The organism is Staphylospora marina (genome assembly GCF_003856495.1).
GTDB lineage: Bacteria > Bacillota > Bacilli > Thermoactinomycetales > Thermoactinomycetaceae > Staphylospora > Staphylospora marina.
Genome location: NZ_CP034118.1, coordinates 2,396,222 through 2,408,554 on the forward strand (window position 1 = coordinate 2,396,222; position 12,333 = coordinate 2,408,554).

The 12,333-nt window shown below is 56.4% G+C and carries 7 protein-coding genes and 1 CRISPR repeat array; of the genes, 3 read left to right on the forward strand and 4 right to left on the reverse strand.

Features of this window, described 5'->3' with window-relative positions; genetic code table 11:
- Positions 1 to 88: 88 nt before the first annotated feature.
- Positions 89 to 1,120 (reverse strand): tetratricopeptide repeat protein, encoded by a 1,032-nt coding sequence (locus tag EG886_RS11850; protein ID WP_124728331.1) that lies wholly within the window; start codon positions 1,118 to 1,120, stop codon positions 89 to 91.
- Between the two features lie 331 nt (positions 1,121 to 1,451).
- Between EG886_RS11850 and EG886_RS11855 the strand changes: the two genes are divergently transcribed.
- Both EG886_RS11855 and cas6 read left to right on the forward strand, forming a co-directional pair.
- On the forward strand, positions 1,452 to 2,273 hold the full coding sequence (locus EG886_RS11855) for a putative CRISPR-associated protein (protein WP_124728332.1): 822 nt from the start codon (positions 1,452 to 1,454) through the stop codon (positions 2,271 to 2,273).
- A gap of 69 nt (positions 2,274 to 2,342) precedes the next feature.
- Positions 2,343 to 3,116: a CRISPR-associated endoribonuclease Cas6 gene (gene cas6, locus EG886_RS11860; protein WP_124728333.1), complete on the forward strand. Its 774-nt coding sequence runs from the start codon at positions 2,343 to 2,345 to the stop codon at positions 3,114 to 3,116.
- Between the two features lie 50 nt (positions 3,117 to 3,166).
- On the opposite strand, the gene EG886_RS11865 is transcribed toward cas6, so the two are convergent.
- Positions 3,167 to 5,338, reverse strand: coding sequence for a tetratricopeptide repeat protein (locus EG886_RS11865; RefSeq protein WP_124728334.1), 2,172 nt, complete (start codon positions 5,336 to 5,338; stop codon positions 3,167 to 3,169).
- A complete protein-coding gene (locus EG886_RS11870; RefSeq protein WP_124728335.1) occupies positions 5,319 to 7,112 on the reverse strand; it encodes an HSP90 family protein in 1,794 nt (597 codons plus the stop codon). Before EG886_RS11870 ends, EG886_RS11865 begins: the two co-directional genes overlap by 20 nt.
- Before the next feature lie 184 nt (positions 7,113 to 7,296).
- Here EG886_RS11870 and EG886_RS11875 point away from each other — a divergent pair, with 184 nt between their 5' ends.
- Complete coding sequence (locus EG886_RS11875) at positions 7,297 to 7,974, forward strand: uracil-DNA glycosylase (protein WP_124728336.1); 678 nt, start codon at positions 7,297 to 7,299, stop codon at positions 7,972 to 7,974.
- Between the two features lie 44 nt (positions 7,975 to 8,018).
- Here the strand turns inward: EG886_RS11875 and EG886_RS11880 are convergent, their stop codons facing one another.
- Complete coding sequence (locus EG886_RS11880; protein ID WP_124728337.1) at positions 8,019 to 9,182, reverse strand: Gfo/Idh/MocA family protein; 1,164 nt, start codon at positions 9,180 to 9,182, stop codon at positions 8,019 to 8,021.
- Between the two features lie 1,552 nt (positions 9,183 to 10,734).
- Positions 10,735 to 11,170: direct repeats of the CRISPR family, unit length 31 nt.
- The last annotated feature ends 1,163 nt before the right edge of the window (positions 11,171 to 12,333 follow it).

The window sequence follows — 12,333 nt, forward strand, 5'->3', positions numbered from 1 at the left end:
AGCGGGGTTCCGCTGTTTTCCAGTGCTTGCGCGAAACCGCTCCCCGCCCGGACGCGGCCGGAACACCGTCGGGGAATGGTCGTGCCCGTCATGCCGTTCGGGTTTCGTCCAACTCCATCTCTTCGGGAAGGAGATGTCTTCTCATCCAGATTGCCGGGTCCTGGATCCGTTCGAGGAGCTCCTGATCGAGTTCGAGGTCCGGGTTGGTGTGCATTCGTTCGAGCAGGGCTTCCAACTTGGTCGGAACGTCCGGATTGCGGAATTCGTGCAGGCGCTTTTCCATTTCGTAGATCCGTTTCTCCGCGCGGAAGAGGCTGCGGTTGCGGTCACGGACCGAATCGGGGTCTCCGTACCATTCGATCAGGCTGAGCAACTGTTCTTCGTAACAGATGTACGGATCATGGTCGAGCAAATCCACCAGGGTGAGATGGGCTTCTTTGAGGGCTCCTTCGGTGAGATACCAGCAAATCAGGAAGACATGGGCGCGCACGTGGCCGGGATGTTCTCTCAGGTGCTGCTTCATGATCTTGAAGGCTTCCCACTTTTCTTCATCCGTCTCGGCCTCGTAATATTGGAAGATGGCGTTGTAGTAATGAACGCCCCACAGCTCCCCGTACCGCTCCAGCACATCGAGCACATCCTGTTTTCTGGTCACCTTGACCACCCGTTCGTGGTACGGGTCGATCAGGGCGTTTTCCAGCAGGATCTCGAGGGACTGCATGTACTCCTTGATCTGCTCATCCATCTCTTCCTTGTGTTCCTCCAGCTGTTCTTCCAGCTGTTCTTCCACTTCTTTCTCGATCAATTCGGGAAGTTTCATCGCTTGATAATACCCGTATACCGTAAAGCCGATCCCGCCGATCGTCCCGATGAGGGCCAGCGTGGTCATGAGGTAGTTCATGTATTCATAGCGCAGTTCCATGTCGTCTTTTCCCGCTCCGCCCGGGTCGCCCCCCTGCGGTTCGGCATGAACCGCATCCCCGAACGTCCCCGGTCCCCACACCAGCGCGACGGTCAGAAACACCACGTAAATCAACACAATGACCAGCGTGAACCGGGAAGCTTTCGCCCGGAGCCGCTGTCTGACTTTCTTTTGAGTTGCCCCAACCACTTTGATCACCTGCCGCCAGTCTCTTAAGTCATGTCCATCCTTGGAATGTTGCTCCCGTGTTTCCGGTGGAATGTGAATCCTCGCAACGGGGTTTCCGGGGAACAACGCCGCCGGAAAAGCCGATTCCGTCTCCGATCCATCAAATCCAATCATTTCATTCGTGCGCATCATCCGGATTTCCTCCGCCGGATGATGAACATTCCGAAACAAGAAGTACCGGAAGGATTTTTTCAACAGGCCCCGAAACCTATTCTTTCGTATAAAATTAATTTAATCAATCGATTCATACAAAATCTCCAACCGCGAGTGGCGGCAACAATCGCTCAAGAGGTGAAACGGCGTGAAAGTGATTTTTTCCACCGTGGGAACATCGATGGTGAAGGGGGAATGGCGGGAACGGTTCAACCGGCTGGAAGGCAAATCGCGGAAGGAGCGGGATGCAAACCGGAAGCTGTTTGACGAACTGGTGAACGAGATGGCGAAGGCGGCCGATGCCCCGAACTTCGATCCGATTGTCTTTTCGGCGGAGACACACAGCCTGCACCGAATGAACGTGGCCCCGGAGGACGTGCTCTATTTCCTGGTGTCCGACACCTTGCAAGGCGAATTGTGCGGTGAAGCGCTGGTACGGATTTCACAGAAGCTGTGGAAAGCGAAAGCGGAAATACGTGTGCTGGAAGGATTGCAGGTGTCCGATCCCGAGTTGTTCCGCCGAAAAGGGGTCTACTCGCTGGTCCGGACGGTGAAGGAGCGCATCGATCATCACGGGCGCAAAAACACGAAGTTCATCCTGAACGCCACCGGCGGCTTCAAGGCCACGATTCCGTACATGACGATGGTCGGTCTGATCGAGGGCATTCCGGTCCAATACATTTACGAAAGAGCGAGTGCGCTGATCGAGCTGCCGGCCGCGCCGCTTCGCTTCGACAAACCCGCGCTGGAAGAACTCCACCGGCTGATGGGCGGAGATCTTTCCCCGCTGCTCAAGGGCATGTCGGAGCAGGAGCTGTCCAAAAAGTTGCGCATGCCCCGCGATCTGGTCCGAAACCGCTTCAAGGAGATCCTTTCCTTCGAAGGCGGACGCGTGGTTCTGACGACGCTGGCGCAAATGTACCATGAACGGGATCACCGGCCGTCGTCCGGGCGGTTCCGTCTGAAATGACGCCGATGTTCCGCCGCTCCGGGCGGAGCATCCCGCCTCGTGCGGGCATTCCCCGAAAGGACGGAGACCATGCGCATCGAAGCCACCTTTGACTTACCGGGGACCATCCGTCTCCCTTATGACCTGAACTATCCCCTGATGAGCTGGATTTACCGCTGCCTCAGTCAGGCCGACCCTGCGTTGGGCTCCTTCATCCACTCGGAAGGGCTCCGGCTTCGCGGGCGATCGTACAAACCGTTCGTCTTCTCGCTTCCCCGCTTTACCCGTCGACACAATCTGCCGGGGGAAATGGAGGTGAGCGGCCGCCTCTCGCTGAAGATCGGATCCATCCGGACGGACGTGATCCGCTCGATTCATGCGGGAATCCGCAAGCAAGGGGCTCTGAAACTGCGCGAACACGTGTTTCCGCTGGTGAATCTCCGGGTGGAAGAGCCGGTGCGGTTCACCGAACGCATGGCGTATCGCCCCCTCTCCCCGATCGTCGTGCCGGTGTCCGTCAACGGGAAGGTCCGCTTTTGCCACCCGCTGGAAAGCGATTTTTACGACTCCCTGCGACTGTCCGTGCGAAACTGGTATCACCTTCGCTGGAACGAACCGCTTCCGCCGGACGTCCCCGTTCGCATCCGGCTGATGCAGCCGGAGCGCTTCTCGCTGGAGCGGGCGGCCGTGCTGCTCACCGTGAAAGAGAAGAAGATCAAGGGCTATCAGGTGCCTCTGGAAGTGGAAGCCCCTCCCCGGGTCCAGCAGGTGATCCACGACTCCGGCCTGGGCAGCTACGGAAGCCAGGGATTCGGCATGGTGGACGTGTGGAGAGATCCGGGCGAAAAGCGTTCGCCGAAATGAAACATCCCCCCGCATCCGAGATGCAGGGGGATGTTTCGGTTTTGATCCGCTCAACCGGCCGGATCCGGGTCCTGGCCGGCGTTTTCTTCCCGTGCTTTCAGCCAACGAATGGCGTTTTGTTCGCCCCGTTCGGCGGCGCGGCGGATGAGGGTGAGGCCCTCCTCCACATCCTGCTCGATCCAATCCCCGTCGACGAGGTGGGTGCCGAGAATGAACATGGCCGTCGGTTGTTCTTCCGACACCGCCCGGGACAGCCAATGAAAACCGTCTTCCAGATCCCTTTTCATCCCGTCGGCGTACAGAAGCCGGCCTCCCAGCTCGAGCATGGCTTCCGCGTTCCCCAGCACGGCGGCGCGGCGCAGTAACACCTCGCCTTCCAGCGGGAGGCGGCGCAGCCCCTTTCCTTCCAGCAGGCGGTTGCCCAGTTCGTGCAGGGCCGGCGGGTAGTCGGCTTCGGCGGCGCGACGCAGCCACTGTTCTCCTTCTTCCGGACATTCCTTGCCGAGCGTTCCGTTCATCAGGTACGACCCGAGCGAATGCATGGCGGACAGAAGGCCGGCTTCCGCCGCGCGGCGCAGCCACGTCTCTCCCTCGGCGGCCTTTTCCGGTCCGTACACGCCCGACAGATAGAGGTGCGCCAACGTGTCCATGGCCTGTCCGTCCCCTTTGTCGGCCGCGCGAAGCAACCATCTTTCCGCTTCGGCGGGATCCGGGTGGCAGCCGAGTCCGGCGAGCAGGCAGCGGGCCAAATGGAACATGGCGGGAACCTCTTCCAGCTCGGCGGCCTGCCGAAGCAGTCGGACCCCTTCCACCGGATCCGGTTCCACGGGACCTCCGGAGATCAAGTACCAGCCGAGCACCGTGATCGAAGGCCCGTGGCCGGATGCCACGTTTTCGCGTAGCAGGGCCAGCCCCTCCTGCGGATTTTCCCCTTCTTCCACCAGACGATGTACTTCGAACAGGCGGGCATCCAGGTGGCCGGCTTCCGCGGCGCGGCGGATCCATTCGTTTCCTTCGTCCTGTTCGCCCGGAATGTCACCCGCCAGCATGCCGAGTCCCAGCGAGAACATGGCCGTCGCATCTCCGCTCTCCGCCCTCGCCACAAGGTCGCCCCACTCCTCGCCGACGGAGGCCGACTCCGGTTCTTGTTCGGTTGCCTCCCGCTCCCTGCGGAAGGAATCCCACTCCTTCTCCAACTCGGAAAGGAGCCGACGATGCCGGTCGATGTTGCCGCGGAAATGATCATTGCCGTTTCGCCGGTCAAAGGCGTCGGCCAGCTGCATGACTTGCTCCTGCAGCCACTCTTTCGTCGCCGGTTCGGGCAGATTCACGTCTTCCCCCGCCGCCTCCGACCGTTCCGCCAGCAACAGTCCGGCGAGCAGGAAGTGGAAGCACACTCCCTGTTCCCTGCATGCCATCGCCTCGGAAAAACGCCCGGAAAAGAGTTCCCTCGCCCGCTTCCGGTCCGTGACGGTCAGGTACAGGACGTGGTCCGAAACGGTGCTCAGAAATCCTTGCTCCGCGCCGATCGCGGCCAATCCTTGGCGATGAAATTCCTCCGCCGTCTCCCACCGGCCGGCCTTGGCCAGCGGAATCAGAAATTGCCCCCAGGTGTTGGCCGGAACATGTTTGCAGGTGTGGTCCCCGTTCAACAGCGGCCGGGCGAGTCGCAACGCTTCGTCCAACCGGTCCTGTTTCAGCAGGAACGTCACATGCGTGTCCAGTTCGCAGGCAAGGCAATCGGAGAGATCGTCCCGGGGCTCGTCCAGCCAGCGCTCGAACCACTCGGCCGCTTCTTCCATGTCCCCGCGCCGGAGCGCGATGCGGTGCCGGATCATGGCGTACACCCGCTCTCCCATGCCCAATTGCCGATAACGGTTCCTCAAGTCTTCCAGCGTTTCCCGGATTTTCTCCAGGGACAATTGCGGAAATTCATCCAGGTCGTTGGCGATCCACTTGTATTGCCACATCAGGGTGTACGGACTGCACAACTCCGGATTTTTGTCAAACCGGGCCAGGCACCAGGCGAAGGAAACCAGCGCTTTGTCCGCCCGTCCGGCAAAATTGGCCGCTCCGGTCAGTTCCAAACGGGCCGCGAACGCGGCTTTCTCGTCCCCTTCCATGTCCGCCAACCGGACCGCTTTCTCCAGCAACTCGATCTTTTGATCACCGTCGGGCAACGTCTCGGCTTTTCTCAGCCATTCATCGATGGTCGGGTTCATCCCTGTTTCCCCCCAATTCAAGTCCCCGGTCCAAAAGATGGATGATTCCGTGATTCAGAAGATCCATTTCCTGTTTGCGAAGCGGATGGTGCCCCAGCAGCAGGGCTTGCACATACAACATGGCGACGGCCGCCTTGCGCAGATCCAGATCACGCGTGAGAATCGCCTTGCGCACGACCGGATTGGCGAAATTGAAGCAGAGGCGTCCCAGGCTCTTGTCTCCGTTTTGGCCGGTCACCTGACCAATGAGGGAGGAAAAGAGTTCGTTTGCCTCTTCCCGTGTCTGTTCGGCCGCACGGAGGAATTGGGCTTCTTCTCCCGTGATGTACAGGGCGGACAACTCCGGCGGGGCGAACTTGCGGATCTCCGGCACGCAGGCAAACGGGCGCAGCATCCGGCCCGCCAGATCGAGGAAATCCTCCGTCACCGCGCGTTCCCGCTCATCCAACTGGGAAAAACGGTTGGTCAGTTCGGCCGGATCCAGTCTGCGAACCTGTATCTCCGGAAAAACCTTGCCCAGTTTCTGCACCAGTTCGGCATCATGCACATACCCGCCGTTGACCACGCAGATCGATTGGGCTTTGGCCACGCGGGCGATCTGGCGGAATTCATCCACCGTCGTGGTGTAGAGAACCATCGGTTCCCGCCGGCGAAGCTCACCCATCGTCAACATGCCGAACGACGTTTCAAACGGCAACCAGTCGATGAACAGGCGGAACAGCTCGTCGTCTTCCAGGGACAACATCTTGATCGACATGTAATGGATGCGGATGATTTCTTTCAAAAGTTTGGGCCGCGTGGAAGCCAGGTTCACCAGATACCGCTTGATGCACGCTCCCAGCTCGGCCCGTGTCAGATCCAGCAGCGCGTCTTCATAAAATTCCTCCCGCGAAGCCGTCGGCCGAAGCTTGTTCACATTCAGCACCGCCGTGACGAAAAACGCCCAGTCCGGCAGCACCTTCTCCGACCGTTCCGACAGCAGCATGCGCTTCACGTACACCCGGTGCGTCTTGCGTGCGCTCACCGCCACCGGATGGGGCAGCACGAACGCCACTCCCTTTGCCTCGCCCACCGACGACGACAGCGGAATCACGTCCAGAGCCGCGAGGTCCAGCTTCTCCCGGGCCCACACCAGTGCGTCCGAAGCGGACATTTCCCACGGCGCCTTATCCGCATTCAACCGCTCTTCCCGTTCCCCGTAAAACACGATCGGCACCGGCAGGCATTCGGCGTACCGGCGAATGTGACTCTTCACCCGTTCCGGCTCAAACCAGCGCTCGAATCCCTCTTTGGCCTGCAGGTAGATCCGCGTGCCGGGCGCCATCTCCGACTCCAGCCGCCGCAGCGTGTAACTGCCGTCCGGACGGCCCCGCCACTCCACCGCATCCCCGCCCTTCGCCGAGCGCGTCAGGAGCACGATTTCGTCGCTCACGATGAAACAGGACAGCAGTCCCACGCCGAATCTTCCGATGAAATCCTCTTCATCCGTTCCCTGTTTGGACGTGTGCCCGATCTGAGACAAAAACCGGTGGACTTCCTCCTCCGTCAGTCCGATTCCGTTATCCTCAATGAACAGCGTCGGGCGCGGACCGGACTCATACAACTCCACGCCGATCCGTCCCGCGTGCTCCGGATCCAGCTTTTTCCTTGCCGTGATCGCATCGGCCGCGTTTTGCACCAGCTCCCGCAAATACACATGCGGCGTGCTGTACAAATGGTTGGACAACAAATCGATCATGCCTTTGAGGTTGACCTTGAAATGAAAACTTTCCATGCTGAATCATACTCCCGGGTGAAAAAAGATTGATCAATTTCCACTATTCATTGTAAAGGGAAATGGACAAACGAACCAGTGCCGCGGACGGGGGAATTGGCTTGAAAGCTTTACACCTCTGATGAAATATGACACAATTTTTCTGAACACGACAGACATCGACGGAGAGGAGAGCCCGAAAAATATGGGAGCCATCCTGAAAAACGACTGGGCCGACCTGCTGAACGCGGAATTCGAAAAGCCCTACTATCTCAAACTCCGCCAGTTTCTGATCGAAGAGTACAGCACCCGCACCATCTACCCGGACAAGTACGACATCTTCAACGCCCTGCATTACACTTCGTACGCCGACACCAAAGTGGTCATCCTCGGGCAGGATCCCTACCACGGTCCGGGACAGGCGCACGGACTCAGCTTCTCCGTCAAGCCCGGTGTCCGCATCCCGCCGTCCCTGGTCAACATCTACAAGGAGCTGCACGCGGATCTCGGCTGCACCATTCCCAACCACGGCCATCTGACCAAATGGGCCGAACAGGGCGTGCTGCTTTTGAACAACGTGCTCACCGTCCGGGCCGGACAAGCCAACTCCCACCGGGGCAAAGGCTGGGAACAATTCACCGCCGAGGTGATCCGGACGCTGAACGAACGGGAAGAGCCGGTCGTCTTCATTCTGTGGGGCCGCAACGCGCAGGAAAAAAAGAAACTGATCACCCGGGATCACCACCTGATCATCGAATCGGCCCACCCCAGCCCGCTGTCCGCCAGCAACGGTTTCTTCGGCAGCCGTCCGTTTTCGCGCACCAACGAATTCCTGGAGAAACACGGCATCCGGCCGATCGACTGGCAAATCGACAACCTGTGACCGAAAAAAACCCCCGACCGCATCCCGCGCCGGGGGTTTCTTGATCAGGCGTCCGGCACGCTCACCCAACGTCCGGACCGGTGGCTGCTCAAAATGGCTTCGACCAGAAGCACCAACCGGCAGCCGTCTTCGAACGTGGCAAAGTCGGGACGGGTCGCCGGCTCCTTGCCCGACCGGTTCGCCCGAACCCGTTCGTAAAAACGGAGGAACAGGTTTTTCAGTCCGTCCGGCCATCCCTCCTGATGACCTCCGGGATAATGCGCCTCGCGGGCGGCTGCTTGCGACAGGAGCCCGGGATCTTTCAGCAGTTCGCCGTTGGATGCTCCCCGCCGTCCGATCCACAGGCGGTTCGGCTGCTCCTGGTCCCAAGCCAGCGATTCCTTCGCGCCCGACACTTCAAAGAACAACCGGTTTTTTCGGCCGGCACTCACCTGCGATACGGTGAACACGCCGTGCGCTCCGTTTTCAAAGCGGATGAGCACGTTGCCGCAGTCTTCCGTCGTGATGTTCACCGGCTCCCGCTCCACCTCGCCGGAGGAGGAGAACGTGCCCGACGCCTTCGCCGGTTTCTGCCGGACCGGATGCACCGTTTTCAGGTCGGCCAGCACTTCCGTGATCCGCAGACCCGTCACGTGCTGCACCGTGTCACACCAGTGCGAACCGATGTCGGCCATCGCCCGGGACGGGCCGTTCACGTCCGTCTCCAGCCGCCAATTGTAGTCGGTGGGCTCCAGCAGCCAGTCCTGGAAGTATCCTCCGGTCACCAGATGCACCGCTCCTGTCTGTCCGGCGGCAATCCGCTCCCGGGCCTCGACCACCATCGGGTAGTGCCGGTAATTGAAACAAACCCCGGTCACCACATTCCGTTCGCGGGCCAGCTTCACCAGCTCCACGGCATCCTTGCCGTCCGTGGCCAGCGGCTTCTCCGACAACAGATGCTTTCCGTGCTCAAGCGCCAGCCGGTTGAGACTTGCATGCAGCTCGTTGGACGTGCAATTGTGGATCACATCCACTTCCGGATCCCGCACCAGTTCTTCATACGTTCCGTATGCCTTCGGGATGCCGAATTCCTCCGCCAACTCCCGGGCTCTGGCTTCGTTCCGTGAGGCGATGCACACCACCGTGACCCCCGGCACTCTGGCCAACGCCTCCAGATGCGAACGGGCGGAAAAACCCGTCCCCCAGATTCCCACTCCCAGCTTCAACAATCATCCTCCTTCCCACCTAAGAGAAATTGTTAAAATACCAAAGAAAATCAGAATAAACTTACAGGTTTATTGTAATAAACATCAGGCTTCTTGACAAAGTGTCCTCCCAGCTCCCGGATCGCCGCCGCCTGAATAATAAGTGCCGGCAAGGAAAGGATCCCTGCCGGCTGTTGTTATGCCGCGTAAAGGCAAATGATTCAATTGCACAAACAAGAGACCCTGCTGCAGTGCAAAGCGGGAAAGCAGTTCGAAGGATGTTCCAGTATGGATGCAACTGAAACCAACCCTTCCCGATTCCCTACCACCATCCAGTTAACTTTCAATTCCACCATGGATCCAACTCAAACGATCCCATGGGAACGAGTGAAGGTGGCTTCATTCGGGCTTTCAATTCCACTATGGATCCAACTCAAACGAGCGTCATAGTCTTAGTCGGCGTGTTCTTCCTAATCTTTCAATTCCACTATGGCTCCAACTCAAACCCTATTGTGAACACCAGACAAATCAAGACCTTTTCATTATACCAAACCCCAAAAAAGTCTGTGAACCGGGAATCCTGCAAAAACCCCGGGAGGTTCACAGAACTCGATTCATTATTCAGAAAAGATACCCTTCCGTCACTGCTCTGTTAAGCCAGTTGGTATATTTCACGCCAATAAAAAAGCCAGAGCCATCCCCTGCGAGTGCCTTTGCCATCGCAACGAAACGAACAGGGGATGGCTGCCGGCGGGCTCCCTCACCTATTCCACCATGGATACAACTCAAACTAACCCTACCAATGAAGTCGTTTTTATGGTCGGACCGCCCTTTCAATTCCACTATGGATCCAACTCAAACAATGGCGAAGTGCAAAGCTTGAACATGAGACAATTTATCTTTCAATTCCACCATGGATCCATCTCAAACGTGAACCGACTGTCGCGGCATACATCAAGAAGCTCACTTTCAATTCCACCATGGATTCAATTCAAACAATTAAGATTGCCACCAAAGGTCGCGCTGCCGGCGTTCCTTTCAATTCCACTATGGATACAACTCAAACCATCAAGGCGAGGGACTTCCTCGACCTCCATCTCACCTTTCAATTCCACTATGGATCCAACTCAAACCTGGAAGCCCAAGAGAAACAACGGGGCGGCGGGACTTTCAATTCCACTATGGATCCAACTCAAACTCGAATACGGGATCCGGCAAGGTTGGTGGGAACCGGCTTTCAATTCCACTATGGATCCAACTCAAACTTAGACGAACAATCCGGGATCACGGTCCCGGAGATCAACTTTCAATTTCACTATGGATCCAACTCAAACCCCATTGTGAACATCAGATAAATCAAGGCTTCTCCATTATACCAAACCCTCAAAAAGTCTGTGAACCGGGAATCCCGCAAAAACCCCGGGAGGTTCACAGACTTCGATTCACTATTCAGAAAAGATACCCTTCCGTCACTGTCCTGGTGTCTCCTCACACCAATATAAGCCGGATCCCTCCCCTGTGAGTGCCTTTGCCATCGCAACGAAACGAACAGGGGAGGGATTCCAGCGAGCTCCCTCACACAATTCCACGATGGATCCAACTCAAACACGAGGATCTCGTCAAAGTCCAATCGGTGATGACCATCTTTCAATTCCACGATGGATACAACTCAAACACGAGGATCTCGTCAAAGTCCAATCGGTGATGACCATCTTTCAATTCCACGATGGATACAACTCAAACGGAAAGACCGCATCCAGGAAGACAACGAAAAAATCACTTTCAATTCCACGATGGATACAACTCAAACCACCAGCCGATCAGCATTGGTCATCCAGGGCATTTCACTTTCAATTCCACGATGGATACAACTCAAACTAGTGGACATTTTCTCCATTCTCTCCTCTCTGTCGACTTTCAATTCCACGATGGATACAACTCAAACTTCGGGAATGCTTCCGCCCCGCCGTTGTTCGTGACCTTTCAATTCCACGATGGATACAACTCAAACCAAGAGCAACAGCACCCCACTTCCACTCCAGAGCAGAAACCGAAGGTACCACCCGCCCCGATCGTTGTTAAGCCGATCAGAATTGACTTGAAGTGAGTGCTTTCAATTCCACGATGGATACAACTCAAACGAGCCTGTTCGGAAATGGTTGGTTTGATGGAGACCCGCTTTCAATTCCACGATGGATACAACTCAAACCCCATTGTGAACACCAGACAAATCAAGGCCTTTCCATTATACCAACCCCCTAAAAAGTCTGTGAACCTCCAATCCTGCAAAAACCCCGGGAGGTTCACAGACTTCGATTCATTATTCAGAAAAGATACCATCCCGTCACTACTTTGTTATTCAAGGTGGTTTCTCGCACACGAATAAAAAGGAGGAACCCTCCCCTGCGAGTGCCTTTGCCATCGCAACGAAACGAGCAGGAGAGGGGTTCCGGCACACTCCCTCACACAATCCCAACAAGGATACAACTCAAACGTTCCCGTTCCTTGTCATCATACTACTCATTGATGACCTTTCAATCCCACCATGGATACAACTCATACATGGATGAGTTCAACTATTATCTTGAAATCAGTATGATCTTTCAATTCCACTATGGATTCAAACCAGATGATTGAGAAGGCCATGGATCGTTTGAAGCCGGCTTTCAATTCCACGATGGATCCAACTCAAACTGCCGATATCGAAGAAGTGGCCGCGTACATTCGGAAGGCTTTCAATTCCACTATGGATACAACTCAAACTCCCAGTATACGTGGGTAATCGCAGTTCCGAGGGCTTTCAATTCCACTATGGATACAACTCAAACGAGGAGGTGAACCATGTTCCGGATCAAGTTGGTCCAACTTTCAATTCCACTATGGATACAACTCAAACTCCTCCGAATATGGTGAATGAACTCAACCAAATCCCTTTCAATTCCACTATGGATACAACTCAAACGCGGCTGAAAAACGGCTGAAGGGGAAGAAGGACACTTTCAATTCCACTATGGATACAACTCAAACCACTGATCAGTACACACAGAAGTACAGTTTAATGGACTTTCAATTCCACTATGGATACAACTCAAACCCTATTGTGAACATCAGATAAATCAAGGCCTTTTCATTATACCAAACCCTCAAAAAGTCTGTGAACCGGGAGTCCTGCAAA

What these genes read in the sequence shown, in the direction of transcription:
- cas6 (WP_124728333.1), top strand. Translation starts at nt 2,343, where the DNA reads ATGCGCATCGAAGCCACCTTTGACTTACCGGGGACCATCCGTCTCCCT.
- EG886_RS11865 (WP_124728334.1), bottom strand. Translation starts at nt 5,338, where the DNA reads ATGAACCCGACCATCGATGAATGGCTGAGAAAAGCCGAGACGTTGCCC.
- EG886_RS11870 (WP_124728335.1), bottom strand. Translation starts at nt 7,112, where the DNA reads ATGGAAAGTTTTCATTTCAAGGTCAACCTCAAAGGCATGATCGATTTG.
- EG886_RS11875 (WP_124728336.1), top strand. Translation starts at nt 7,297, where the DNA reads ATGGGAGCCATCCTGAAAAACGACTGGGCCGACCTGCTGAACGCGGAA.